Source organism: Streptomyces sp. NPDC044003 (assembly GCF_056435185.1).
Genome location: NZ_JBWKFA010000014.1, coordinates 150,006 through 174,401, shown reverse-complemented (window position 1 = coordinate 174,401; position 24,396 = coordinate 150,006). Strand labels below are relative to the sequence as shown.

Here is a 24,396-nt window from a genome sequence, read left to right as displayed (position 1 = left end):
GGGGGGCACCGCCCAGCGTGGGCGCGGGTCCCACACGGGCGGGGTGCCGTCCAGCCGGGCGCGGGTCCCACACGGGGCAGTCAGCGGTAGATGAGGAGTTCGTGTTCTGTCGCGCCGGTCAGTTCGTAGCGGGTGCGGACCAGCGGCCGCCCCGAGTAGATCCGGATCAGCGTCGCCGCGTCCCCGTGGAACCGCGCCGCCGGCCGGCCCTCGATCTCGTTGCCGAGGGCCACCGGGTGGTCGTCGCGGTCCGCGAGGACGCCGACGAGGCGCGGCGTCTCCCGGCGGCGGCTGGTCACCGACAGGAGCGGCAGCGCCAGGTCGAGCGCCGCGCCGCAGTACGCGCCGGGCTCGCCGAAGGCCTCCCGTACGTCTCCGGCGTGGACCCACTCCCCCAGCGCCACCGCGTCGAGCCGGCCGTCCTCGCGGGCCGCGATCACCGGGCCCGCCTCGGTGAGGCCGCGTTCCAGCTCGTCCAGGATCCGGTCGAGCGGCCAATCCTCCCGGTCCGCGACGTCGCAGGCGTTGGCCTCCGGCAGGAAGACGCCTTCCTCCAGGCGGTCCTCGACGATCCGGACGAGCGCCGCCCCGCAGTGGGCGAGGACCTGCCGGGCGGTCCAGCCGGGGCAAGCGGTGCGGAGCTCGTACGCCTCTTCCGGGGTCCGCCGGAGGAGCGGCATCAGCAGGTCCCGTTCCGTGCGGAGGAGCCGGTCCGGGAGCCACGGGTCACGTTCGGTACACATGCCGGCTCAGTAGCGGTAGTGGTCCGGCTTGTACGGGCCCTCCACCGGGACCCCGATGTACGACGCCTGCTCGGGGCGGAGGGTCGTCAGGCGGACGCCCAGGGCGTCGAGGTGGAGGCGGGCGACCTTCTCGTCCAGGTGCTTGGGGAGGGTGTACACGCCCACCGGGTACTCGGCCGTCTTCGTGAAGAGCTCGATCTGCGCCAGCGTCTGGTCCGCGAACGAGTTCGACATCACGAAGGACGGGTGCCCGGTCGCGTTGCCGAGGTTCAGGAGCCGGCCCTCGCTCAGCACGATGACGACCTTGCCGTCCTCGAACGTCCACGTGTGGACCTGCGGTTTCACCTCGTCCTTCACGATCCCCGGGATCTGCGCCAGGCCCGCCATGTCGATCTCGTTGTCGAAGTGCCCGATGTTCCCGACGATCGCCTGGTGCTTCATGCGGGCGATGTCGGACGCCATGATGATGTCCTTGTTGCCCGTGGTCGTGATGAAGATGTCGGCCGTCTCCACCACGTCCTCCAGCGTGGCGACCTGGTAGCCGTCCATCGCCGCCTGGAGCGCGCAGATCGGGTCGATCTCGGTGACGATGACGCGGGCGCCCTGGCCGCGCAGCGACTCCGCCGAGCCCTTGCCGACGTCGCCGTAGCCGCAGACGACGGCCGTCTTGCCGCCGATGAGGACGTCGGTGGCGCGGTTGATGCCGTCGACGAGGGAGTGCCGGCAGCCGTACTTGTTGTCGAACTTCGACTTCGTCACGGCGTCGTTCACGTTGATCGCCGGGAAGAGCAGCGCTCCCTCGCGGTGCATCTCGTACAGGCGGTGGACGCCCGTCGTCGTCTCCTCCGTGACGCCCCGGATGCCGGCCGCGATCGTCGACCAGTCCAGGGTCATGGTCTCCAGGAGGGCGCGTACGACCGCCAGCTCCTCGTTGGAGGCCTCGGGCAGCTCCCCCGTCTTCTGGTACTCCACACCCTTGTGGACGAGCAGCGTCGCGTCGCCGCCGTCGTCGAGGATCATGTTCGGGCCGTCGGCGCCCGGCCAGGTCAGGGCCTGCTCCGTGCACCACCAGTACTCCTCCAGGGTCTCGCCCTTCCAGGCGAAGACCGGGATCCCGGCGGCGGCGATCGCGGCGGCCGCGTGGTCCTGCGTCGAGTAGATGTTGCAGGACACCCAGCGGACCTCGGCGCCGAGCGCGACCAGGGTCTCGATGAGGACGGCCGTCTGCACCGTCATGTGGAGGGAGCCGGTGATACGGGCTCCCGCCAGCGGCTGCGTCTCCGCGTACTCGCGGCGGATCGCCATCAGGCCCGGCATCTCGTGCTCCGCGAGGGTGATCTCCTTGCGGCCGAACTCGGCCAGCGAGATGTCGGCGACCTTGTAGTCGGAAAACACAGTGTCAGAGAAATCAGTGACATCAGACATGCGCTGCAACTCTCCTTGCACTCAGGATGGTTCGGTGGATTTCCAGGGCCGCCGTCGACTTGTTGAGCGTGATGTAGTGCAGGCCGGGCGCGCCCTCGTCGAGCAGCCGCAGGCCCATCGCCGTCGCGTACTCGACCCCGATGCGGTACGAGGCCGCCGGGTCGTCCTTCGCCGCCTCCAGGCGGTGCGCCAGGTCCTCGGGGAAGGCCGCGTCGCTCAGCTCGGCGAAACGCCGGATCTGGCGTACGTCGGTGGCCGGCATGATCTCCGGGATGATCGGGGTGTCGCAGCCGGCGGCGGCGACCCGGTCCCGTAGCCGCAGGTAGTCCTCGGGGTCGAAGAACATCTGCGTGATGGCGTAGTCGGCGCCCGCCCTGCACTTCGCGAGGAAGTGCGCGAGGTCGCTCCTGGAGTCGGGAGACCTCGGATGACCTTCCGGGAAGGCCGCCACCCCGATGCGGAACTCGCCCAGCGAGCGCACCAGTTCCACGAGCTCGTACGCGTACGTGAAGCCCTGCGGGTGCGGCGTCCACGTGCCGCGCGGATCACCCGGCGGGTCGCCGCGCAGCACGAGCACGTCCCGGACGCCGGCGTCCGCGTACGCGCCGATGATGGCCCGCAGCTCGGCGACCGAGTGGCCGACGGCCGTCAGATGGGCGACGGGCCGCAGGGTGGTCTCGGTGACGATCCGCTTCGTGACGTCGATGGTCCGGTCGCGGGACGAGCCGCCCGCCCCGTACGTCACCGACACGAAGTCCGGTTTCAGGGCCTCGACCCGCCGGATCGCGTCCCACAGGGTCTGCTCGCCCCGGTCCGTCTTCGGCGGGAAGAACTCGAACGAATACGTGGGGGTCACAGGCGTCGGCCTCCCGCGTTGAAGTAGCTCGCCTCCGGGTGGTGGACGACGATCGCGTCCGTCGACTGCTCGGGATGCAGCTGGTACTCCTCCGACAGCACGACCCCGATCCGCTCCGGCCGGAGCAGCGCGGCGATCTTCGCCCGGTCCTCCAGGTCGGGGCAGGCCGGGTAGCCGAGGGAGTAGCGGCAGCCCTGGTACTCGGTGCGGAACATGCCCTCCATGCCGGCGGGGTCTCCCTCGCCGATGCCCCAGTCGGCGCGCACCCGCGCGTGCCAGTACTCGGCGAGCGCCTCCGCCAACTGGACGGAGAGGCCGTGGAGTTCGAGGTAGTCGCGGTAGGCGTCGGCGGCGAAGAGCCGGGCCGTCTCCTCCCCGATCCTCGATCCGACGGTGACGACCTGGAAGGCGACCGCGTCCACCTCGCCGGAGTCCTCGGCGCGGTGGAAGTCGGCCAGGCAGAGGCGGCGGCCCCGCTGCTGACGGGGGAAGGAGAAGCGGGTCCGCTCGCCTCCGTCCTCGTCCAGGACGATCAGGTCGTCGCCCTTGGACACACAGGGGAACCAGCCGTGGACGACGGCTGCCTCGACGAGGCCCTCGCGCTCGATCCGGTCGAGCAGGGCCCGCAGGCGCGGCCGGCCTTCCGTCTCGATGGTCGCGGCGTCCTTGAGTCCCCACTGGCCCTTGAAGAGGGCGGTCTCGTCGAGCCAGGGGGCGTACTCGGCGAGCGGGATGCCGGTGGTGACCCTGGTCCCGAGGAAGGGGGGCTCGGGTACGGGGTTGTCGGCGGCGACGTCGGAGCGGCCGGGCGGCTCGGGCTCCCGGGCCTCCTCCACCACCAGCGGTTTCCGGGCCACCCGCCGCTGCTTGAGCGGAGGCAGTACGGCTCCGGGGACGCCCCGCTTGACGCCCATGAGTGCGTCCATGAGGCGCAGGCCCTCGAAGGCGTCGCGGGCGTACCGGACCTCGCCCCGGTACAGCTCGTGGAGGTCCTGCTCGACGTAGGCCCTGGTCAGGGCCGCCCCGCCGAGGATCACGGGGTACTTGGCGGCCAGTCCGCGGCCGTTCAGCTCCTCCAGGTTCTCCTTCATGATGACCGTGGATTTCACCAGGAGGCCCGACATGCCGATGACGTCCGCCGCGTGCTCCTCGGCCGCCTCCAGGATCGCGGACACCGGCTGCTTGATGCCGATGTTGACGACGTTGTAGCCGTTGTTGGACAGGATGATGTCGACGAGGTTCTTGCCGATGTCGTGGACGTCGCCGCGGACGGTGGCGAGCACGATCGTGCCCTTGCCCTCCGCGTCCGACTTCTCCATGTGCGGCTCCAGATACGCCACCGCCGTCTTCATGACCTCGGCGGACTGGAGCACGAACGGCAGCTGCATCCGGCCGGAGCCGAAGAGCTCGCCGACCGTCTTCATGCCGTCCAGGAGCACGTCGTTGACGATCTCAAGGGCCGGCCGCTCACCCAGCGCCGCGTCCAGATCGGCCTCCAGGCCGTTCTTCTCGCCGTCGACGATCCGCCGCTTCAGGCGCTCCTCAAGCGGCAGCGCGAGGAGCTCCTCCGCCTTCCCCGCCTTGAGGGACTTCGCCGTCGCTCCCTCGAACAGCTCCAGGAGCCGCTGGAGCGGGTCGTAGCCCTCCCGCCGGCGGTCGTGGATCAGGTCGAGCGCGACCTCGACCTGCTCCGGCTCCAGGCGGGCGATCGGCAGGATCTTCGACGCGTGGACGATCGCCGAGTCCAGGCCCGCCTTGACGCACTCGTCGAGGAAGACCGAGTTGAGGACGATCCGCGCCGCCGGGTTGAGCCCGAAGGAGATGTTCGACAGACCCAGGGTCGTCTGGACGTCCGGGTGGCGGCGCTTCAGTTCGCGGATCGCCTCGATCGTGGCGATGCCGTCGCCCCGCGACTCCTCCTGGCCCGTGCAGATGGTGAAGGTGAGAGTGTCGATCAGGATGTCCGACTCCCTGATCCCCCAGGTGCCGGTGAGGTCCTCGATGAGCCGCTCGGCGATCGCGACCTTCGCCTCGACCGTCCGCGCCTGCCCCTCCTCGTCGATCGTCAGCGCCATCAGCGCCGCGCCGTGCTCCTTGGCGAGCGCCGTGACCTGTGCGAACCGCGACTCGGGTCCGTCGCCGTCCTCGTAGTTCACCGAGTTGACGACCGCCCGGCCGCCCAGCTTCTCCAGGCCGGCCCGCAGCACCCCCACCTCGGTGGAGTCGAGCACGATCGGCAGCGTCGACGCGGTCGCGAACCGCCCCGCCAGCTCCGTCATGTCCGCGGCGCCGTCCCGGCCCACGTAGTCGACGCACAGGTCGAGCATGTGCGCGCCCTCGCGGATCTGGTCGCGGGCCATCTCGACACAGTCGTCCCAGCGGCCCTCCAGCATGGCCTCGCGGAACTTCTTCGAGCCGTTGGCGTTGGTCCGCTCGCCGATCGCCAGGTACGCGGTGTCCTGGCGGAACGGCACATGGCTGTACAGGGACGACGCGCCGGGTTCGGCGACCGGTCGCCGGTCGAGGACGGCCGCGCCCCGCACCCGCTCCACGATCTCCCGCAGGTGCTCCGGGGTCGTACCGCAGCAGCCGCCGACCAGGACCGGGCCGTAGTCCCGTACGAACTGCTCCTGGGCGTCGGCCAGTTCGGTCGGCGACAGCGGGTAATGGGCGCCGTCGGAGGTCAGCACCGGCAGGCCCGCGTTCGGCATGACCGAGATCGGGATCCGGGCGTGCCGGGAGAGGTGCCGCAGATGCTCGGCCATCTCCACCGGGCCCGTCGCGCAGTTCAGACCGATCATGTCGATGCCGAGCGGCTCCAGGGCCGTCAGGGCGGCCCCGATCTCCGAGCCGAGCAGCATCGTGCCGGTCGTCTCCACCGTGACCTGCACGATGACCGGCAGGTCGACGCCGACCCAGTCCAGGGCCCGGCGGGCGCCGATGACGGCCGCCTTCGTCTGGAGCAGGTCCTGCGAGGTCTCGATGAGCAGGGCGTCGGCGCCGCCGCGGATCAGGCCCTCGGCGTTCTGCTGGAAGGCCTCGCGGAGGGGCTCGTACGTGACGTGGCCCAGGGTCGGCAGTTTCGTACCGGGCCCCATGGAGCCGAGGACCCAGCGGGGGCGGCCGTCGAGGGCCGTGTGGGCGTCGGCGGAGGCGCGGGCGATCCGGGCGCCGGCCTCGGACAGCTCGTACACCTGGTTCTCGATGCCGTACTCGGCGAGCGCGGCCAGGTTCGCGCCGAAGGTGTTGGTCTCGACGCAGTCCACGCCGACCGAGAAGTAGGCGTCGTGGACGGAGGCGACGATGTCGGGGCGGGTGAGGTTGAGGATCTCGTTGCAGCCCTCCAGCTGCCGGAAGTCCTCCATCGACGGATCGGCGGCCTGGAGCATGGTGCCCATCGCGCCGTCGGCGACGACGACCCGCCTGGCGAACTCCTCCCTCAGCGACGGCCTCATGCCGGCCCCCTCATGACAGCCCCCTCAGATGGGTGACGAGCGTCGCCGTGCAGCCGACGCCGTACGTCGTGCGGATCCGGTCCAGGAGGGAGTCCCGGTGCAGCCGGTACTCCTGCGTCCCCACGTAATCGAGGACGGTCGCCGCGACCGCGCAGCCCAGCTGCGCCGCGCACCGCTCCGGCACCCCCCACAGCCAGCCCGCGAGGAAGCCGGACCGGAAGGCGTCCCCGACACCGGTCGGGTCCACGACCGCCGGGACCTCGACGGCCGGCACGGCGAGCGGGTCGCGACCCTCGCCGCGGATGCGTACGCCGGCCTCGCCGTGGGTGGTGACCCAGGTGGTGACCCGGCGCAGCACCTCCGCCTCCGTCCACCCGGACTTCTCCAGGAGGAGAGCCGTCTCGTACTCGTTGGTGAACAGGAACCGGGCCCCGTCCACCAGCTCCCGCACCTGCTCCCCGTCGAGCCGCGCCAGCTGCTGCGACGGATCGGCGGCGAAGGGGATCCCCAGGTCACGGCAGGTGCGGGTGTGCCGGAGCATGGCCTCGGGGTCGTCCGGGGAGACCAGGACCAGCTCCAGGCGGCCGGTGCGCGCGACGACCTCGCGGAGGTCGATCTCGCGCGCCTCGGCCATCGCACCGGCGTAGAAGGTGGCGATCTGGTTCTGGGCCCGGTCGGTGGTACAGACGAAGCGGGCGGTGTGGAGCGACTCGCTGACGCGCACCGAGTCGGTGTCCACGCCGTGGTCCTTCAGCCAGACCCGGTACGGCTCGAAGTCGGAGCCGACCGCGCCCACGAGGGCGGGCCGCAGGCCGAGGACACCGAGTCCGAAGGCGATGTTCGCTGCCACTCCGCCGCGCCTGACCTCCAGGTTGTCGGCGAGGAACGACAGGGAGACCCGGTCGAGCCGGTCGGCGAGCAGCTGCTCGCTGAACCAGCCGGGGAAGGTCATCAGATGGTCGGTCGCGATGGATCCCGTGACAGCGATACGCATCTCCCTCAGACCCCCGCTGCCTTCTTCAACCGCTCCACGCGGTCCGTGCGCTCCCAGGTGAACTCGGGGAGCTCGCGGCCGAAGTGGCCGTACGCCGCCGTCGCCGCGTAGATCGGCCGCTTGAGGTCCAGGTCGCGGATGATCGCCGCCGGGCGGAGGTCGAAGACCTCGCTCACGGCCGCCTGGATCTTCTCGTCCGGGAGGGTGCCGGTGCCGAAGGTCTCCACGAAGAGGCCGACGGGCTCCGCCTTGCCGATCGCGTAGGCGACCTGCACCTCGCAGCGCTTCGCCAGGCCGGCCGCGACGACGTTCTTCGCGACCCAGCGCATCGCGTACGCCGCCGAGCGGTCCACCTTCGACGGGTCCTTGCCGGAGAAGGCGCCGCCGCCGTGCCGGGCCATCCCGCCGTACGTGTCGATGATGATCTTCCGGCCGGTGAGTCCGGCGTCGCCCATCGGGCCGCCGACCTCGAAGCGCCCGGTCGGGTTGACCAGGAGCCGGTAGCCGTCGGACTCCAGGCTGACGCCCTCCTCGACGAGCTGCTTGAGGACGTGCTCGACGACGTACTCGCGGACGTCCGGCGTCAGCAGGCCCTCCACGGAGATGTCCGCCGCGTGCTGCGAGGACACGACGACCGTGTCGAGGCGGACCGGGCGGTCCCCGTCGTACTCGATGGTGACCTGCGTCTTGCCGTCCGGGCGCAGGTACGGCACGGTCCCGTTCCTGCGGACCTCGGTGAGCCGGCGCGACAGGCGGTGGGCGAGCGCGATCGGCAGCGGCATCAGCTCGGCCGTGTCGTCGCAGGCGTAGCCGAACATCAGGCCCTGGTCGCCGGCGCCCTGGGCCGCCAGCTCGTCGTCCACGCCCTCGACGCGCGCCTCGTGCGCGGTGTCGACGCCCTGCGCGATGTCCGGCGACTGCGCCCCGATGGACACCGACACACCGCAGGAGGCGCCGTCGAAGCCCTTCGCGGAGGAGTCGTAGCCGATGTCGAGGACGGCGTCGCGCACCAGCTGGGCTATCGGCGCGTACGCGGAGGTGGTGACCTCGCCGGCGATGTGGACCTGACCGGTGGTGATCAGCGTCTCGACGGCGACCCGGGAGTGGGGGTCCTCGGCGAGCAGCGCGTCGAGGATGGTGTCGCTGATCCGGTCGGCGATCTTGTCGGGGTGGCCCTCGGTCACGGACTCCGAGGTGAAGAGGCGACGGCTCATGCCTGGGCCTCCGCCGGGGTCTTGAAGAAGTGCTGCTCGATGGCGCCGAGGGTCCGGATGGAGTCGACCTCCAGGGTCTCCATCTGGATGGCGGTGCCGCTCTCCTGCTCCAGGAGGAAGACGAACTCGACGAAGGACAGCGAGTCGATGAGCCGGTTCTCGATCAGGTCGAGGTCGGCGGCGATGTCGTCGCGCTCGGGGTGACGCTCGAGGATCCAGTTCTTCACCGTCTGCAGGCCGTCGGCCATGGTTGCTCTCCTTGTTCGCTACTGCTCGATTGAGGTGCTGGATACGGAAGGGGTGGGGGCGATGATCGGGGCGGCCACGGCCACCGCGTAGTCCACGTCGTGGCTGATGGACACGGTGATCTCGGTGATGCCGGACTCGGCGGCCATCTCGGCGGCCGCCCGGTGCAGCTCCACGAGCGGCCAGCCGCCCTCGGAGCGCCGCACGACGATGTCCGGCCACGGCAGGAACCTGCCTCGGACCCGTAAGGTCTTGAACGCCGCTTCCTTCGCCGCGATCCGCCCGCACAGGCTCAGGACGTCGAGCCCGGAGGAGGTGCGGCAGTCGGCGAGCTCGCCGGGAGTGAGCATCCGCTCGAAGAACCGCTCCCCGTACTGGGCGAGGAGCCTGCGGACACGGTTGACGGACACGATGTCCATGCCGAGGTTCGCCCACCCCAGGCCGCCCGCCGGCGGGGCGGCGGGACGGGCCGGCACGTCAGATCACCGGCCCGGCCGCGCCACTCGCACCGGCGTCGAGGACGGCCCGCTCGGCGGACTCCCAGCTGCCGTGGCGCCGGGTCAGCGCCGACAGCCAGCGCTCCAGGCCGAAGGCGACACAGCTGGTGAAGGCCGGTCCGCCGGTCGACGCCAGGGTGATGTCGCAGCGCTCGCCGAAGAAGTTCCGGTGCGTGTTGACCGAGGCGATCGCCAGGTCCTCGTACAGGAACTCGTACTTCACCGGGGTGAGCCGCTGGAGGACCGCCTTGGAGCTGCCCTTGTCGAAGAAGGGGTCGCAGGCGGCCTCCCTGCGCAGCGGCAGGTCGAGCGCCTTCGCGAAGGACTGGATGCGGGTGGTGAACTCGGCGAGGTGGTTCTCGGCGTGCTCACGGCCGCCGATGGCGACGATCTCCCGCATGCGGAAGCCGAGCTGGCGCCGCATGCCCTCGTAGTGCGTCTCCTTGCGGAAGCACCAGGAGCAGATCGTGACGAGGGTGTCGTCGGCGACCTGGGTGCCCTGGTGGGTCAGGTAGACGGCGTAGCAGGACGCCGAGGGCAGTCCGAGCGCGGCGGGTTCGAGTGCGTCGCTCGGAAAGCGGCCGGCGGTGGCGTCGAAGGGCGTGGTCGCGCGGCGCTCCAGGTCGAGCGGGGCGGCGACGACGGCCTGGTGGGGGAAGTTGTCGTAGTAGTCGAGCTTGGCCAGGTCGGCGGCCGGGAGGAGCGGGGGCATGGTCATGGGGCGGGCGCCCGCGGCCACCCCCCAGCCCTCGAAGGTGTCGTCGAGGAGCCGCAGCAGGCGGGTCCCCTCCGGGCCGAGCGAGGGCAGGCCCGTGGCGGACCCGACGCCTTTCTCGGTGGTCGTCAAGGTCATGGTCGGTGCACCTCTCGGGTGAGGGTGTCGCTCAGAGGACGGGCAGGGTGTCGTCGGAGAAGATGCCGGTCTTCAGGAAGAAGGAGAGCGGCTTGCGGATCGCCTTGCGCTCGTGGGCGCGTCGGGACTCGTCGGCGATCAGCGCGTTGCGCAGGCCGAGCGGGTCGGCGATGCCGACGTCCTTGTACACGTGGGGGTTGTAGAGGGAGTTGGTGCTGTAGACGACGTACCGCTTGAGGTACGCCTCGACCTCGCGGACCCGTTCGGCGCTCACGGCCTGGCACATCCGCTGGTACAGCAGGGAGACCAGCTCGCGCCCGAAGGCGATGTGGCGGGACTCGTCCTGGTGGTGGATGCGGTTGACCTCACGGATGGTGTGGCAGAGCGAAGGGTCCTTCGCCATCCGGGAGTTGTAGTGGTCGACGAGCTCCTCGAAGAAGAGGATGCGGGTGAAGACGAGGAAGTTCTCGACCTCGGGCTCCCAGGCGGCGTCGGCGCGCATGGCGGTGGAGCCGTAGATCTTGTGGCCGTAGCGCCGGCAGAACTCGGAGAAGAACCACATGTGTTCGTTCTCCTCGCCGATGAAGTGGTGGAAGAAGTCCGAGGGGACCTCGAAGCCGGGCATGTGGATGCGGCCGACGACCTCGATGAGGAGCTCGCGGATGCCGTGCACATTGAGGCTGTAGAAGTTGATGGACTCCCACTTCGACAGGCGCTGAAGCGTTTCCTCACCGAGGGTGTCGTAGTGCTCGGTGCCGTAGACGGTGAGCAGCTCCGGCGTCATCCAGAAGCGGTTCTCCTCCAGCGTCTCGGGCCACTGGAAGGTCTGGTACGGGTTGTAGTAGTCCTCGACCGAACGCTCGCTGAGGCGGCTGAGGACCTCCATGAAGCGGTCGGTGACGGGGAGGGGGGCTGTCACGCCCATGGTCTGGCTCCTTCGCGGGGGTTACGGGCGGACTTCGTAGACCGCGTTCACGGGGGTCTCGGTGGCGCGCCGCCAGCGGGTGAAGCCGGCCTCCTCGGCGATGGCACGGAAGGCCTTCTCGCCGGAGTGGTTGCCCAGCGCGTGCGGGCCGCGCTGCGCGACGGCGACGGGCAGGCACATCACGGCGGACAGGGCCATGAACATGCGGGCGGCGGGGGTCTGGGTGTCGATGTCCTGCGGGGAGACGTTGGACTCGACGAGCATCCAGGTGCCGTCCGCGTCGAGGGACTTGTGGACGTGCTGGGCGGCGGCGACCGGGTCGCCCATGTCGTGCAGGGCGTTGAAGAAGCACACCAGGTCGTAGCCGGAGCCGGGGTAGTCGTCGGCGGAGGCGACCTCGAAGACGACGCGGTCGGAGAGACCGGCCTCCTCGGCGAGCTCCCGCGCGATCGAGATGGCCTCCTCGGAGTAGTCGAAGCCGTGGACGGTGGCGTTCGGGAAGGCCTTCGCGATGAGGAGGGTGGTGTGGCCGACGCCGCAGCCGACGTCGGCGACGGTGCCGCCGGCGTCCAGCTTGCCGGTGACCTCGTGGAGGGCGGGCAGCCAGTCCGGGACGAGCTTGTGCTCGTAGGTGGGCTGGAAGAAGGAGCCCATGCCGGTGTCGAGGGCCGCGTCGTGCTCGGCCCAGCCGACGCCGTCGCCGGTGCGGTACGCCTCGACGAGCAGGTCCTCGGTGGCGTACAGCGCCTTGAGGGCGGTGAAGAACCCGGCGGCGTACGTCACGGCCTTCGGGTCGGCGAGGACCTCGACGTGGTCGGCGGGCAGGGTGTACGTGCGGGAGCTGGGGTGCCGCTCGACGTACCCGGCGGAGAGCTGGGCGTGCAGCCACTCCTCGATGTAGCGCTCGTTCGTGCCCGTCCTGTCGGCGAGGGCGGCGGCGGTGAGCGGGCCGTGCTCGGCGAGGGCCTTGTAGAGCCCGAGGCGCTCGCCGAGGGCGACGGTCAGGCCGCGGACGGCCGCGCCGGCGTCGGTGATGACCTTCTGGTGGAAGTCGTGGGCGCTCATGCGGCCTTCTCCTCCTCGTACGTCGGCAGGTCGCAGGTGAAGAGGAACGAGCGGGGGACGCGCGGCACGGAGCGGGCCGGCACCGGGTAGGGCCAGCGGTCGAAGTGGGCGCCTTCCTCACCGGGCTGCTTGACCTCCCGTACGGCCCAGCCGCAGTCGGCGAGCAGTTCCTCGGGCTCCTCGGTGCCGAAGAGCCACGGGTTGCCGTCCTCCTTGAGCGCGCTCATGAAGGTGCGGGCGAGGGGGTTCTCCAGGGCGGACTTCGAGATGACGTCGCCGAGCAGCACGGAGCCGGGCGCGGCGTGCGCGGAGAGGGTCGAGATCAGGGTCCGTACGGCCTGCTCGGGCAGGAAGAACAGCAGGCCCTCGACCACCCACAGGACGGGCTCCTCGCTCTTCCAGCCGGCCTCCTTCAGGGGGCCGGTCCAGTCCTGGGTGAGGTCCACGGGGACGGCGATCCGGGTGCGGCCCGCGGGCTGCGGCTCGTCCTTGAGCATCTCGGCCTTGGTCTCCAGGAGAGCCGGGCGGTCGAGCTCGTAGACGGTGACGCCGTCGGGCCAGGGCAGCCGGAAGAAGCGGGTGTCCATGCCGGCGGCGAGGAAGACGACCTGGCGGATGCCGCGCTCCTCCACCGCCTTCACGACGGCCCGGTCGAGGTAGGTGGTGCGGATGGCGAGGAACGGCACGATGCCGCCCCCGTCGTAGCGCGCGAGCAGTTCGAAGCCGGTCTCGTCGGCGACGGTGCGCGCGTAGGGATCGGCGAACAGCCGGTCCTCGCGCTCGGTCTCCAGGGCGCGCGCGGCGGCGGTCCACTGGGCGGTGCGGGATACGGCCTCCACAGGAGGTCCCCCTTCGGTTGGTGTCTGGTGATTCGGACGGCCGTGTTCAGGGCCCGACGGGTCGTGCGACGAAGGACGGTTCGTCGGACGGTCCGTCAGGCGCTCATGGCCGGGACACAGGTCTTGGCCGGTCGCACGCAGGCGACGGGGTCCTCGGCCGCGGGCATCGACGACAGATGGTCGGCCTCGGAGTCGGCGGGGCGCCGGCGGAAGATGCTGTGCAGGATCATGCTGAACACGGCCGTCCCGTCGGCGGCCACGAGCGTGCACCGCGGCTTGACGGTGCCGGTGGCGGGATGGAACGGCGACGGGGTGGAGCCGAGGATCTCGACGCGCGCGGTGAGGACGTCGCCCGGGCGGACGGGTCGCAGATAGCGGACCTCGTCAATGCCGGGCGAGCCCGTACAGGCGCTGTAGGCGAGCAGTCCGTCGACGTAGCGCCGCATGAACATCGCCTGGGTGTGGAACCCGCTCGCGATCAGGCCGCCGAACGGGGAGTCCTTGGCGAGCTCGGGGTCCGTGTGGAAGGGCTGCGGGTCGAAGCGCCTGCCGAACTCCAGCACCTCCTCCGCCGTGACGGTGACGGTGCCCAGCTCATGGATGTCGCCGGGCCGGAAGTCCTCGAAGTAGCGCATCACGCGCCCCCCTTGACCTAGGAGTCAACGTTTCCTGGCATCCCCCAATCTACGAATCGACCATTTATTTTGTCAACCCAAAAGAAGGACCCGAAGGGCCCTTCATCGCAAGGCTTGCTCCAGGTCGCCCCACAGGTCCTCTACGTCCTCGATCCCGACGGACATCCGTACGAGACCGGGGGCGATCCCGGCGGCCTCGAGGGCGTCCGCGTCCAGCTCGCGGTGGGAGGTGGACGCGGGATGGGCGACGAGCGTCTCCACACCGCCCAGCGACAGCGCGAGCTTCGCCAGCCGTACGCGTTCGATGAAGGCCCGGCCCGCCTCCCGGCCCCCGGCGAGCTCGAAGGAGAGCAGCCCGCCGCCGCCGGCGAGGACCTTCCGGGCGGTGTCGTACGAGGGGTGGTCCGGGCGCCAGGGATGGTGGACGGCCGTGACGCCGGCGTGGGCCGCGAGCAGCTCGGCGAGGGCGGCGGCGTTGGCGCAGTGCTCACGCATCCGCAGGGGCAGCGTGGGGATCCCGCGCAGGGTGAGCCAGGCGGCGAACGGGTCGGCGCAGGCGCCGAGTTCGACCGTGCGGGGCCAGACCCGGCGGCGCAGCGCGTCGTCGGCGAAGACGGCGGCGCCGCCGAGGACGTCGGAGTGCCCGGAGAGGTACTTGGTGGTGGAGTGCACGACGATGTCGGCGCCGAGCTCCAGGGGGCGGCACAGGACGGGTGAGGCGAGCGAGTTGTCGACCAGGCTCGTCACCCCGAGGGCGCGGGCCGCGGCGAGCAGGCCGGGGAGGTCCGGGACCCGGCCGGTGGGGTTGGCGATCGTCTCCAGGACGAGGAGCCGGGTGGCGGGGTGGACGGCGGCGGCCTCGAACTCGGCCGGGTCGTCGCCGGATATCCGTACGACCTCCATCCCGTACCGCTCGGCGAGGTCCGCCAGGACGGCGTGCGTACCCCCGTACAGACACCGCTGGGCGACGACCCGGTCACCGGGCTTGAGCAGGGCGAGGAGCACGCCGCTGACGGCGCCCATGCCGGAGGCGAAGGCGATGGCCCCGGCCCCCGATTCGAGCCCCGCGAGGGTCTGCTCCAGGGCGCGGACGGTCGGATTGCCGCGGCGGCTGTAGACGTACCGGCCGTCGGGGTCGGCCATGGCGTCGGCGAGCTCGGCGGCGGAGTCGAAGGCGAAGGCGGAGGACTGGACGAGGGGCACGGAGAGCGGCCGACTGCCGCTGGGGAACGGCTCGTTGACGACGTGCACGGCACGGGTGTTCAGTTCCACGACGCTGTTTCCTTTCCGGATACGGGAAAGGGGCCGCCCGACGTCCGGGGGCGGACATCGGGCGGCCCCTTCGGGGCGGGGATCAGGCGGAGACCTTCTCGCCCTGCGGCGCGGGGGCGGCGGCCTCGGCCGCGACCGCCTTGTCGCTCTTCATGACAAGGAGGGTGATGACACCGCCGACGGCGGCGATGATCGCGGCGCCGATGAAGGCGGAGGAGAAGCCGTCGGTCAGCTTCGGGAGGTTGCCGAGCTGGTCGGCGCCCTGGGACATGGCGACGGCGGTGAGCGCGGCGAGGCCGAGCGCGGAGCCGACGTTGTAGGTGGTGTTGACGATGCCGGAGGCGAGACCCGCCTGCTCCTGCGGGGCGCCGGACATCGCGCTCATCATCGTCGGGATGTAGGCGAGGGACATGCCGAGCGCGGCGACCAGCGAGGCCGGAAGGACGTCGACGAGGAAGGTGCCGGTGGGCTCGACGGCCGCGAGCCAGACCAGGCCGGCCGCGAGGACCAGCAGACCGCCCGCGATGAGCGGCTTGGCGCCGACCTTCATCATGAGCCGGGCCGTGATGGCCGTCATGAAGATCATGAGGAGCACGGTCATCGGGAGGAGCGCGGCACCGGACTCGAAGGCGCCGAAGCCCAGGACCTGCTGGAGGTACAGGTTGAGGAAGTACCACATCGGGATCCACGCGGCGCCGAGCAGCGTCATGGCCAGGTTGGCCGAGCCGAGGCGGGGGACCCGCCAGACGCTGAGCGGCATGAGCGGCTCGCGGATGCTCTTCTGGATGACGAGGAACAGGATCAGGAGCACGGCGGCGCCGACGAGCTCCAGGATGGTGGCGGTGGCGCCCCAGCCGACCTCGGGGGCGCGGACGACGGCGAAGACGGCGAGCGCGAGACCGGCGGTGACGGCGACGGCGCCGAGGATGTCGACGGAGCCGCGGCGGGACTCGACGTTCGGGAGGAGCTTGGTCGCGGCGAGGGTCGCGAGGCCGATCGGGATGTAGATGATGAAGACCCACTGCCAGCTCACCCACTCGGTGAAGACACCACCGAGGAACACGCCCGCGGTGCCGCCGGCGGGGGCCGCGGCGCCGTAGAGCGCCATCGCCTTGCCGAGCTCCTTCGGGTCGTGCATGAAGAGCATCATGAGCAGGGTCATGGCGGAGGGCGCGATGAGCGCGCCGCCGACGCCCTGGACGGCGCGGCCGACGATCTCGACCCAGGCGGTCTGCGCGGCGGCGGCCACGACCGAACCGGCGATCATGACGGCCCAGCCGGAGACGAAGATCTTGCGGGCTCCGACGAGGTCGGAGAGGCGTCCGCCGAGGAGCAGCAGGCCGCCGAAGACGATCACGTAGGCGTTGAAGATCCACTGGAGCTCGCTCTGCGAGAAGCCCAGGTCCTTCTGCATCTCGGGGAGCGCGACTCCGATGATCGAGGTGTCCATGATGACCATGAACTGAGCGGCGGCGAGCACGACAAGTGCCCACCAGCGCCGGGGATTGACGGTTGACATTGCCCTGACCCTTCACTCGCTGCTGCATACCCCTAGGGGGTACCTGTGCCGAGCACCGTAGCATACCCATGGGGGGTATGTAAGAGTGGGATGAGGGCGCGTGGGAAGCACTCCCTCCGCACCCCGGGCCGGGCAGAATGCCCCCATGACCGCCGAGGAAGAGCCGCAGCACGGGCCCACCGCCGACGAACAGCCGCAGCACGGGCCCACCGCCGACGAAGAGCGCGACCGGGATCTGCTCCGACGCTGGAACACCACGCTGCGCGCCGCCCGCGCCGGCCGGGAGGGCCCCGACCCCGCCCCGTACGGCCGGAACCTGCTGTCCCGCTGGGCCGAACCCCAGCGCCGCTACCACACGGTCACCCACCTGGCGGCGGTCCTCGACCGCATCGACGAGCTCGCCGACCAGGGCGGGGAGGGCGGCGAGCTGGAACTCGTACGGCTCGCGGCCTGGTTCCACGACGCCGTCTACCGCCCGGACCGCTCGGAGAACGAGGAACGCTCGGCGGCCCTGGCCGAAAAGGCCCTCGCCGAAGCGGGCCTCACCGCGCACGAGGTGACGGAGGTGGCCCGCCTGGTCCGCCTCACGATCACCCACGACCCGGCCACGGGCGACCTCAACGGCGAGACCCTCTGCGACGCGGACCTCGCGATCCTAGCCACCGCCCCGAATACCTACCAGGGGTATACGGCCGCGGTCCGCGAGGAGTACGCCTTCGTCCCGGAACCGGCCTTCCGCGAAGGCCGCGCCACCATCCTCCGCCACCTCCTGGGCCTCCCCCGCCTCTTCCGCACCCCGTACGGCGCGGCGGCCTGGGAGGAGAAGGCCCGCGAAAACCTGGAACGGGAACTGGCGGAGCTGACGGCCGGCCCGTGAGCCTCACATCCCGAGAAGTCGGCCGCTCATGGAATGACAGGCACAAACCGCAGGTTGACGCATGTCATGCCGTCTCCCTCAGCCGAGCACACGACATCCGCCGCCCTCACCCCCACGGAAGCAATACCCCCCACCCGTATGCCGCTGGCCGTCTACATCCTCGGTCTTTCGGTCTTCGCGCTCGGCACGAGCGAGTTCATGCTGTCCGGACTCCTGCCGCCCATCGCGGAGGACATGAACGTCTCCATCCCCCGCGCCGGGCTTCTCATCTCCGCGTTCGCGATCGGCATGGTCGTCGGCGCGCCGCTGCTCGCCGTCGCCACGCTCCGGCTGCCGCGCAAGACGACGCTGGTCGCGCTGATCACCGTCTTCGGGCTCGGGCAGGTCGCCGGTGCGCTCGCGCCGAACTACGCGGTGCTCTTCGTCTCCCGCGTGGTGAGCGCGCTCGCCTGCGCCGGGTTCTGGGCGGTCGGCGCGGCCGTCGCCATCGCGATGGTCCCGGTCGGCTCCCGGGCCAAGGCGATGGCCGTCATGATCGGCGGGCTCTCCATCGCCAACGTCCTCGGCGTCCCCGCCGGCGCGTTCCTCGGCGAGCACCTCGGCTGGCGCTCGGCGTTCTGGGCGGTCGGCGTGGCCTCCGCGATCGCGCTCGTCGGCGTCGTCACCCGCATCCCGCACATCCCGCTCCCCGCGACCAAGCCCCGGCTCAAGAGCGAGCTGGTCATCTACCGGGACCGGCAGGTGCTGCTCTCCGTCCTGATCACCGCGCTCGCCGCCGGCGGCGTCTTCTGCGCCTTCTCCTACCTCGCCCCGCTCCTCACCGACGTCTCCGGCCTCGACGAGAGCTGGGTCTCGGCCGTGCTCGGGCTCTTCGGCGTCGGCGCCCTGGTCGGTACGACGATCGGCGGCCGCGTCGCCGACGCCCACCTCTTCGGGGTGCTGCTCAGCGGCATCGCCGCCTCGACCGTGTTCCTGATCGTCCTGGCCGTCTTCGCGTCCAGCCCCGTCGTCACGGTCCTGCTCGCCTTCCTCCTCGGCGTCTCCGCCTTCTACACCGCCCCCGCCCTCAACGCCCGCATGTTCAACGTCGCCGGCGCCGCCCCCACCCTCGCGGGCGCCACCACCACCGCCGCCTTCAACCTCGGCAACACCGGCGGCCCGTGGCTCGGCGGCACGGTCATCGACGCCGACCTCGGCTACGCCTCCACGGCCTGGGCGGGCGCCGCCATGACGGCCCTGGGCCTGGCGACGGCGGCGGTGGCCCTCAGGCTCCACAAGTCCACGTCCCGCGTGGTCACTTCGGGCATACCGCAGGAGCAGAAGGTCGTATCGTCCCGCTGAGCAGTCCGTACACGACGACCAACGGGGGAAACCATGACCGCCGGCACCACCGCCATCACCCTCATCGCACGCCTCCGTGCCGCGGACGGCAAGGAGCAGGCCGTACGGGAGATGGCGCTGTCGCTCGTCGAGCCGACGCTGGCCGAGCCGGGATGCCTGTCGTACCGGCCGTACCAGGACCCGGTCGAGCCCGGGTCCTGGATCGTCGTCGAGGAATGGGCGGACCGGGAGGCCTTCGAGGCGCACCTGAGGAGCCCGCACCTCGCGGCGGCGATGGCCGCCGGGCCGGAGCTGCTCAGCGGGCCGCCCGAGGAGACGGTGCTCGTGCGGGTCGGTTGAAAATGCGGTGCGGGGCCCGGCCGAGCCGCCTAGGGTGGCGCGGTGACGACGCGGATGATCATCCTCAACGGTGGGTCCAGCTCGGGGAAGTCCGGGATCGTACGGTGCCTGCAGGCCGTACTCCCCGAGCCCTGGCTGGCGTTCGGCGTCGACTCGTTCGTCGACGCCCTGCCCGCGAAGATGCAGGACTCCGACGACGGGATCGTGTTCGACGCGGACGGCGGGGTCGGCGTCGGGGCCGGCTTCCGGGAGCTGGAGGCCGCCTGGGCCGGAGGGCTCGTGGCGATGGCCCGGGCCGGCGCCAGGATCGTCGTCGACGACGTCTTCCTCGGCGGCGCCGCCTCCCAGCAGCGCTGGCGCGAGGCCCTCGGCGACCTGCCCGTGCTCTGGGTCGCCGTCCGGTGCGAGAGCGCCGTCGCCGAGGGGCGGGAGATCGCCCGCGGCGACCGGACCGTCGGGATGGCCGCACAGCAGGCGGGGATCGTGCACGAGGGCGTGGAGTACGACCTGGAGGTCGACACGACCCGTACCGAATCCCTGGACTGCGCCCGCGCCATCGCCGCCCGGGTCACCCCCTAGCCCCCTGGCCCCCTGGCCCCTGCCCCCTAGGCGACCGGGCGGCCCTTCGGTCGCCTGAGGCCCGCCCCCGTGAGGTGGCGGAGGAGTTCCTTCGAGCCGACCTCGATCGCACCCGCCGCCACCGCGTCCGCGTACCGGTCGGAGGGGATGTCGTAGTGGTCCCGCTCGAAGGCCCGCGGCGGGGCTCCTATCGAGGCGGCGAAGGCGTGCAGCTCGTCGAAGGAGACGTCGCTCACCAGGTGCGACCACATGCGGCCGTGCCCCGGCCAGGTCGGCGGGTCGATGTAGAGGCTCACGCCGGCACTCCCGTCACGTCAGGCCGCCCACCGGGGCCACCACCACGCCCTGCTTGCCGCAGACCCAGTGCGGGTCCGGGCCGAGTTCCGGTTCCACGTCGAGGGCGTGCGGGTCGCCCGAGGCGCAGACGGGGCAGAGCGGCCAGCGTCCGTACCGTTCGAGCAGGGCGTCCTGCACGTCCTGGGCGACGAGCCCGGCGACGTACGACACCCCCTCGGGCCACTGCTCGACCCACCAGCGCCGGTGGGTCACCGCGTCCTCCACCATCGACACGACCTCTGCGGCGGCCACCTGCCGGGCCACCAGGTCGGCCAGAACCAGCGCGCGGGCGGCATGCAGCGCCTGCTCCACGGGGTCGATGTCGTCCATGCACTCATTGTCACCCGACCGGGGGGAAGGGCGAAGGCCCCCTCCGAAGGTCCCCTCCAGAGGCCCTCCGCAGGGCCATCCACAAGTACCTCCGTACGTCCCTTCTTTCCGGGAGCCACGGGGTCTTGTCGCCCCACCCCGCCGAAAGTATCTTTCACTTGTGACCAATGACGTGAAGGAAAGTTTCACCAGCGACGCGCCCCCCGCCCCCGCCGCCCTCGCCGCCAAGGTGCGCACCCTCGCACCGTCCATGACCCGCTCCATGCAGCGGGTCGCCGAGGCCGTCGCCGGAGACCCGGCCGGCTGCGCCGCGCTCACGGTCACCGGCCTCGCCGAGCTCACCGGCACCAGCGAGGCGACCGTCGTCCGCACCGCCCGGCTCCTCGGCTACCCCGGCTACCGCGACCTCCGCCTCGCCCTCGCCGGCCTCGCCGCCCAGCAGCAGTCCGGCCGCGCCCCCGCCGTCACCGCCGACATCGCCGTCGACGACCCGATCGCCGACGTCGTCGCCAAGCTGGCCTACGACGAGCAGCAGACCCTCGCCGACACCGCCGCCGGCCTCGACACCGTCCAGCTCGGCGCCGCCGTCGCCGCCCTCGCCACCGCCCGCCGTATCGACATCTACGGCGTCGGCGCCTCCGGCCTCGTCGCCCAGGACCTCGGCCAGAAGCTGCTCCGGATCGGCCTGATCGCGCACGCCCACAGCGACCCGCACCTCGCCGTCACCAACGCCGTGCAGCTCCGCTCCGGCGACGTCGCCATCGCCATCACCCACTCCGGCTCCACCGGCGACGTCATAGAACCGCTCCGGGTGGCCTTCGACCACGGCGCCACCACGGTCGCCATCACCGGCCGCCCGGACGGCCCCGTCACCCAGTACGCCGACCACGTACTGACCACCTCCACCGCCCGCGAGAGCGAACTTCGCCCCGCGGCCATGTCGTCCAGAACCAGCCAACTCCTGGTCGTGGACTGCCTGTTCACCTGCGTCACACAGCGCACGTACGAGACGGCGGCCCCTGCCCTCGCCGCCTCGTACGAAGCCCTCGCCCACCGCCACTCCCCCCGCACCCGCTGACCAACACCCGCCAGAACCGGCGCCGACGACGCCGCCGTCCCGAAAGAGCCCCTGTGTCCACCTCGTACTCCGAACTCCGCGCCCAGCTGGCCACCCTCACCACCGAGGCCTTCCGCCCCGAGCTCGCCGAGATCGACCAGCTGCCCACCCTGGACATCGCCCGCACCATGAACGGCGAGGACCGGACCGTTCCCGAGGCCGTCGCCCGGCAGCTCCCCGCCATCGCCGCCGCCATCGACGCCACCGCCGAGCGGATGGCCCGCGGCGGACGCCTCGTCTACATGGGCGCCGGCACCGCGGGCCGTCTCGGCGTCCTCGACGCCAGCGAATGCCCGCCCACCTTCAACACCGACCCTTCACAGGTCGTCGGCCTCATCGCGGGCGGTCCGACCGCCATGGTCCAGGCCGTCGAGGGCGCGGAGGACTCGCGCGAGCTCGCCGCCGCCGACCTGGACGCCCTCGGGCTCACCGCCGACGACACCGTCGTCGGCATCTCCGCCTCCGGCCGCACCCCGTACGCCATCGGTGCCGTCGAGCACGCCCGCGCCCTCGGCGCGCTCACCATCGGCCTCTCCTGCAACGAGGACAGCGCGCTCGCCGCCGCCGCCGAGCACGGCATCGAGGTCGTCCCCGGGCCCGAGTTCCTCACCGGCTCCACCCGGCTCAAGGCCGGCACCGCCCAGAAGCTCGTCCTCAACATGATCTCGACCATCACGATGATCCGCCTCGGCAAGACCTACGGAAACCTGATGGTCGACGTCCGCGCCTCCAACGAGAAGCTCCAGGCCCGCTCGCGGCGGATCGTCGCCCTGGCCACCGGCGCGCCGGACGAGCAGATCGAGACGGCGCTCGCCGCCGCCGACGGCGAGGTGAAGACCGCGATCCTGATGATCCTCGCCGACATCGATGCCAAGACCGCCGAGCAGCGGTTGACCGCGTCCCAGGGTCACCTGCGTACGGCGCTGCACGCGCCCGGGACCACCGCGTAGGGGTGCCCGCCGCAGACCTCGCGCGTGCGAGCTGTGGCCCATCACCGAGCCGGCCGGGCCCTTCAGCTCGTCGTCACCGGCAGAGGACGTCCGTCTCCGGCCGCACGCCCTCCGTGAGGAAGCGGGTCACGGCGCTGTCGCCGCACGCGTTCCCGTTGCCGAGGTAGACCCCGTGGCCGCCCTTGTCGACCGAGACGAGGCGCGCCCGGTCACCGAAGGCCTCGCGCATCTTCAGCCCGACGGAGAGCGGGGTCGAGGGGTCGCGCAGGTTCTGGATCATGAGGACGTTCGACGGCCCCCGGTCGGTGATCCGGGTCGGCTTCTCCACCGCGCCGCCCTTCCAGAAGGCGCAGGGCGTGATGTTGGCGGGCATGCCGGCGGTCAGCGGGTAGCGCTCCCGGTCGGCGGCGACGGCCCGCTCGTACGCCGGTACGGAACGGGGCCAGTCCACGTCGTTGCAGATCACGCCGACGCTGACGGTCGCCGCCTCGTCGGGCATGGGCCCGGCCAGCTCGGGCGGCAGCACGGGCACGCCGGCCGGGTCGAGGGCCTGGGACATGAGACGGGCGAGGGCCGGGAAGGAGGCGTCGGAGTAGAGGGCCTGCTGAAGGGCCTGGCGAAGGACCGTACCCGTCAGCGGCACACCGGAGGTGGCCGACGCCTTGGGCTCCCGGTCGAGCCGGGCGGCGAGGCCGAGGAACAAGGGCCGTACGTCCTCGGCGCTTTCGGCGAGGCGCAGCCCGTCCTTGGCGCGGTCCGGGTGGGCGGCCCAGGCGGCGAAGTCGGGGAAGCGGTCCTCGGCGCCGCGCGCCATGCCCGCGAGCCAGCCGCGGGCGACGCGCTTCGGGTCGGGGTCGGAGCTGCTGTCGAGGACCCAGCGGTCGGTGCGCTCCGGGAACTTCTGGGCGTAGACGGCGGCGACGTACGTGCCGTACGAGACGCTCCACGCGGACAGCTTCCGCTCGCCGAGCGCCTGCCGCAGCCGGTCGAGGTCCCGCACCTGGTTGGCGGTGGTCAGACTGCGCACCATCGCACCGCCGTTGCGCGCACAGGCCTCGGCCATCCGGCGCGAGCGGGCCACGTTCTCGCCGATGCCGCCGTCGGCGGCGGGCCAGGACCGCAGGGTCACGAGGCGCCGGTCGGCCTCGTCGAAGCCGCAGCGGGCCTTGGCGGAACCGCCGACGCCGCGCGGGTCGAAGGCGACGAGGTCGTAGGCGCCGTTCATCTCCTTCGCGAGGGCGGCCCCCTTCTGCCCGAGCCGCTGCACCCCGGAGCTCCCGGGCCCGCCGGGGATGACCATGAGCGTCCCGCGCCGCACCTCGGGCCGGGTGCTGGGCAGCCGGGCCACGGCGAGCCCGATCTGCTCGCCCTCGGGATCGGCGTAGTCGAGGGGCACGGAGAGCGTGGCGCACTGCTGGCCCGGCAGCGGCTTCACGGCGGGGTCGCAGTCGTGCCACCCGAGACCGGAGGCCGCGGCGGCGGGCGCGACGCCGCCTCCCACGAGTCCGACGCCGGCGACGGCGGCGACGGAGAGAGCGAGCATCAGGGCCTTGCGTCCACGATTCGTTGTCATGCGCACAGCCTCGCGGACCGGGGCTTCCCGCCCCATCCGGCAGGCGGGCGGGTCGGGGGTGGGGGCAACCCCCGTACGCCCGGGCCTGCTTGACTACCGGCATGAGCGCGCACGAGTCGTACGGGACCCACCCGGAGTACATCGCGGACGTCCTGGCCCTCCTGGCGAGGACGCCCTGCTCCTCTCATGCGAAGTGCAGCGCGCGTTCGCCCAGGTGAGCCTGAACCGGTTCGAGACCATCGGCCTGACGGGGGCACCTGAGAAATGGCCACCCGGTCATCACCCCACCTGCGCCGCTTGAACAGCCTGCATCGCTCGGGCGGTTGATGACTCAAAGCAGGAAGCGTAGGCGAAATCTCGCCACCCACAAACCTTTTCGCCGTAATCCCGCCCAGCTCCGGAATTGTGGCCTCCGC

At 71.5% G+C, this 24,396-nt stretch carries 24 protein-coding genes; 6 read left to right on the top strand and 18 right to left on the bottom strand.

Translation table 11 applies throughout. The annotated features are described in order from the left end of the window. Positions 1 to 80 precede the first annotated feature (80 nt). From AC07AW_RS36935 to AC07AW_RS36865, 15 genes are all read right to left on the bottom strand, one after another. On the bottom strand, positions 81 to 743 hold the full coding sequence (locus AC07AW_RS36935; RefSeq protein ID WP_478819827.1) for a maleylpyruvate isomerase family mycothiol-dependent enzyme: 663 nt from the start codon (positions 741 to 743) through the stop codon (positions 81 to 83). A 6-nt stretch (positions 744 to 749) separates the two neighbouring features. Continuing rightward, complete coding sequence (ahcY, locus tag AC07AW_RS36930) at positions 750 to 2,138, bottom strand: adenosylhomocysteinase (protein WP_478819826.1); 1,389 nt, start codon at positions 2,136 to 2,138, stop codon at positions 750 to 752. Positions 2,139 to 2,160: 22 nt separating this feature from the next. Further along, complete coding sequence (gene metF / locus AC07AW_RS36925; protein WP_478819825.1) at positions 2,161 to 3,024, bottom strand: methylenetetrahydrofolate reductase [NAD(P)H]; 864 nt, start codon at positions 3,022 to 3,024, stop codon at positions 2,161 to 2,163. Further along, the gene (gene metH / locus AC07AW_RS36920) at positions 3,021 to 6,479 is read right to left on the bottom strand and encodes a methionine synthase (RefSeq protein WP_478819824.1); all 3,459 of its coding nucleotides are present in this window, start codon (positions 6,477 to 6,479) and stop codon (positions 3,021 to 3,023) included. Before metH ends, metF begins: the two co-directional genes overlap by 4 nt. Before the next feature lie 10 nt (positions 6,480 to 6,489). After that, a complete protein-coding gene (locus AC07AW_RS36915) occupies positions 6,490 to 7,473 on the bottom strand; it encodes a carbohydrate kinase family protein (protein WP_478819823.1) in 984 nt (327 codons plus the stop codon). Positions 7,474 to 7,478: 5 nt separating this feature from the next. Next, positions 7,479 to 8,687, bottom strand: a complete 1,209-nt coding sequence (gene metK, locus AC07AW_RS36910) for a methionine adenosyltransferase (RefSeq protein ID WP_478819822.1) — start codon at positions 8,685 to 8,687, stop codon at positions 7,479 to 7,481. Further along, positions 8,684 to 8,935, bottom strand: coding sequence for a phosphopantetheine-binding protein (locus AC07AW_RS36905; RefSeq protein ID WP_369145678.1), 252 nt, complete (start codon positions 8,933 to 8,935; stop codon positions 8,684 to 8,686). Before AC07AW_RS36905 ends, metK begins: the two co-directional genes overlap by 4 nt. 18 nt (positions 8,936 to 8,953) lie before the next feature. Then, positions 8,954 to 9,409, bottom strand: coding sequence for a holo-ACP synthase (acpS, locus tag AC07AW_RS36900; RefSeq protein WP_369145677.1), 456 nt, complete (start codon positions 9,407 to 9,409; stop codon positions 8,954 to 8,956). Between the two features lies 1 nt (position 9,410). After that, the gene (locus AC07AW_RS36895; protein WP_478819821.1) at positions 9,411 to 10,283 is read right to left on the bottom strand and encodes a class-II aminoacyl-tRNA synthetase family protein; all 873 of its coding nucleotides are present in this window, start codon (positions 10,281 to 10,283) and stop codon (positions 9,411 to 9,413) included. Positions 10,284 to 10,314: 31 nt separating this feature from the next. Beyond that, the gene (locus AC07AW_RS36890; protein ID WP_478819820.1) at positions 10,315 to 11,208 is read right to left on the bottom strand and encodes a diiron oxygenase; all 894 of its coding nucleotides are present in this window, start codon (positions 11,206 to 11,208) and stop codon (positions 10,315 to 10,317) included. Positions 11,209 to 11,229: 21 nt separating this feature from the next. Further along, complete coding sequence (locus AC07AW_RS36885; protein WP_478819819.1) at positions 11,230 to 12,273, bottom strand: methyltransferase domain-containing protein; 1,044 nt, start codon at positions 12,271 to 12,273, stop codon at positions 11,230 to 11,232. Next, the gene (locus AC07AW_RS36880; protein WP_478819818.1) at positions 12,270 to 13,112 is read right to left on the bottom strand and encodes a class I SAM-dependent methyltransferase; all 843 of its coding nucleotides are present in this window, start codon (positions 13,110 to 13,112) and stop codon (positions 12,270 to 12,272) included. The genes AC07AW_RS36885 and AC07AW_RS36880 overlap by 4 nt, the downstream gene beginning before the upstream one ends. A 95-nt stretch (positions 13,113 to 13,207) precedes the next feature. Next, complete coding sequence (locus tag AC07AW_RS36875; RefSeq protein WP_478819835.1) at positions 13,208 to 13,747, bottom strand: MaoC family dehydratase; 540 nt, start codon at positions 13,745 to 13,747, stop codon at positions 13,208 to 13,210. Positions 13,748 to 13,849: 102 nt separating this feature from the next. Further along, on the bottom strand, positions 13,850 to 15,019 hold the full coding sequence (locus AC07AW_RS36870; RefSeq protein ID WP_478819817.1) for a trans-sulfuration enzyme family protein: 1,170 nt from the start codon (positions 15,017 to 15,019) through the stop codon (positions 13,850 to 13,852). An 82-nt stretch (positions 15,020 to 15,101) separates the two neighbouring features. Then, the gene (locus AC07AW_RS36865) at positions 15,102 to 16,538 is read right to left on the bottom strand and encodes an MFS transporter (RefSeq protein ID WP_478819816.1); all 1,437 of its coding nucleotides are present in this window, start codon (positions 16,536 to 16,538) and stop codon (positions 15,102 to 15,104) included. 145 nt (positions 16,539 to 16,683) lie between these two features. Between AC07AW_RS36865 and AC07AW_RS36860 the strand changes: the two genes are divergently transcribed. From AC07AW_RS36860 to cpt, 4 genes are all read left to right on the top strand, one after another. Beyond that, positions 16,684 to 17,415: an HD domain-containing protein gene (locus AC07AW_RS36860; protein WP_478819815.1), complete on the top strand. Its 732-nt coding sequence runs from the start codon at positions 16,684 to 16,686 to the stop codon at positions 17,413 to 17,415. Between the two features lie 138 nt (positions 17,416 to 17,553). After that, positions 17,554 to 18,756, top strand: coding sequence for a Cmx/CmrA family chloramphenicol efflux MFS transporter (locus AC07AW_RS36855; protein WP_478819814.1), 1,203 nt, complete (start codon positions 17,554 to 17,556; stop codon positions 18,754 to 18,756). A 33-nt stretch (positions 18,757 to 18,789) separates the two neighbouring features. Further along, a complete protein-coding gene (locus tag AC07AW_RS36850; protein WP_478819813.1) occupies positions 18,790 to 19,095 on the top strand; it encodes a putative quinol monooxygenase in 306 nt (101 codons plus the stop codon). A gap of 54 nt (positions 19,096 to 19,149) precedes the next feature. Continuing rightward, positions 19,150 to 19,674, top strand: a complete 525-nt coding sequence (cpt, locus tag AC07AW_RS36845; RefSeq protein ID WP_478819834.1) for a chloramphenicol phosphotransferase CPT — start codon at positions 19,150 to 19,152, stop codon at positions 19,672 to 19,674. A 26-nt stretch (positions 19,675 to 19,700) separates the two neighbouring features. Here the strand turns inward: cpt and AC07AW_RS36840 are convergent, their stop codons facing one another. Both AC07AW_RS36840 and AC07AW_RS36835 read right to left on the bottom strand, forming a co-directional pair. Further along, positions 19,701 to 19,970 (bottom strand): DUF4031 domain-containing protein, encoded by a 270-nt coding sequence (locus AC07AW_RS36840; protein WP_478819812.1) that lies wholly within the window; start codon positions 19,968 to 19,970, stop codon positions 19,701 to 19,703. Between the two features lie 13 nt (positions 19,971 to 19,983). Next, a complete protein-coding gene (locus AC07AW_RS36835; protein ID WP_351180124.1) occupies positions 19,984 to 20,340 on the bottom strand; it encodes a hypothetical protein in 357 nt (118 codons plus the stop codon). A gap of 160 nt (positions 20,341 to 20,500) precedes the next feature. Here AC07AW_RS36835 and AC07AW_RS36830 point away from each other — a divergent pair, with 160 nt between their 5' ends. Together AC07AW_RS36830 and murQ are read left to right on the top strand one after the other, a co-directional pair. Further along, a complete protein-coding gene (locus tag AC07AW_RS36830; RefSeq protein ID WP_478819811.1) occupies positions 20,501 to 21,418 on the top strand; it encodes a MurR/RpiR family transcriptional regulator in 918 nt (305 codons plus the stop codon). 53 nt (positions 21,419 to 21,471) lie between these two features. After that, complete coding sequence (gene murQ, locus AC07AW_RS36825; RefSeq protein WP_478819810.1) at positions 21,472 to 22,407, top strand: N-acetylmuramic acid 6-phosphate etherase; 936 nt, start codon at positions 21,472 to 21,474, stop codon at positions 22,405 to 22,407. A gap of 73 nt (positions 22,408 to 22,480) precedes the next feature. Here the strand turns inward: murQ and AC07AW_RS36820 are convergent, their stop codons facing one another. Then, positions 22,481 to 23,980: an alpha/beta hydrolase gene (locus tag AC07AW_RS36820; RefSeq protein WP_478819809.1), complete on the bottom strand. Its 1,500-nt coding sequence runs from the start codon at positions 23,978 to 23,980 to the stop codon at positions 22,481 to 22,483. Between the last annotated feature and the right edge of the window lie 416 nt (positions 23,981 to 24,396).

Coding starts and splice junctions, on each gene's coding strand:
- AC07AW_RS36860 (WP_478819815.1), top strand. CDS start 16,684: ATGACCGCCGAGGAAGAGCCGCAGCACGGGCCCACCGCCGACGAACAG.
- AC07AW_RS36865 (WP_478819816.1), bottom strand. CDS start 16,538: ATGTCAACCGTCAATCCCCGGCGCTGGTGGGCACTTGTCGTGCTCGCC.
- AC07AW_RS36890 (WP_478819820.1), bottom strand. CDS start 11,208: ATGGGCGTGACAGCCCCCCTCCCCGTCACCGACCGCTTCATGGAGGTC.
- metH (WP_478819824.1), bottom strand. CDS start 6,479: ATGAGGCCGTCGCTGAGGGAGGAGTTCGCCAGGCGGGTCGTCGTCGCC.
- AC07AW_RS36895 (WP_478819821.1), bottom strand. CDS start 10,283: ATGACCTTGACGACCACCGAGAAAGGCGTCGGGTCCGCCACGGGCCTG.
- AC07AW_RS36850 (WP_478819813.1), top strand. CDS start 18,790: ATGACCGCCGGCACCACCGCCATCACCCTCATCGCACGCCTCCGTGCC.
- metK (WP_478819822.1), bottom strand. CDS start 8,687: ATGAGCCGTCGCCTCTTCACCTCGGAGTCCGTGACCGAGGGCCACCCC.
- AC07AW_RS36820 (WP_478819809.1), bottom strand. CDS start 23,980: ATGACAACGAATCGTGGACGCAAGGCCCTGATGCTCGCTCTCTCCGTC.
- cpt (WP_478819834.1), top strand. CDS start 19,150: ATGATCATCCTCAACGGTGGGTCCAGCTCGGGGAAGTCCGGGATCGTA.
- AC07AW_RS36875 (WP_478819835.1), bottom strand. CDS start 13,747: ATGCGCTACTTCGAGGACTTCCGGCCCGGCGACATCCATGAGCTGGGC.
- AC07AW_RS36935 (WP_478819827.1), bottom strand. CDS start 743: ATGTGTACCGAACGTGACCCGTGGCTCCCGGACCGGCTCCTCCGCACG.
- AC07AW_RS36885 (WP_478819819.1), bottom strand. CDS start 12,273: ATGAGCGCCCACGACTTCCACCAGAAGGTCATCACCGACGCCGGCGCG.
- AC07AW_RS36915 (WP_478819823.1), bottom strand. CDS start 7,473: ATGCGTATCGCTGTCACGGGATCCATCGCGACCGACCATCTGATGACC.
- AC07AW_RS36905 (WP_369145678.1), bottom strand. CDS start 8,935: ATGGCCGACGGCCTGCAGACGGTGAAGAACTGGATCCTCGAGCGTCAC.
- AC07AW_RS36835 (WP_351180124.1), bottom strand. CDS start 20,340: ATGGACGACATCGACCCCGTGGAGCAGGCGCTGCATGCCGCCCGCGCG.
- AC07AW_RS36855 (WP_478819814.1), top strand. CDS start 17,554: ATGCCGCTGGCCGTCTACATCCTCGGTCTTTCGGTCTTCGCGCTCGGC.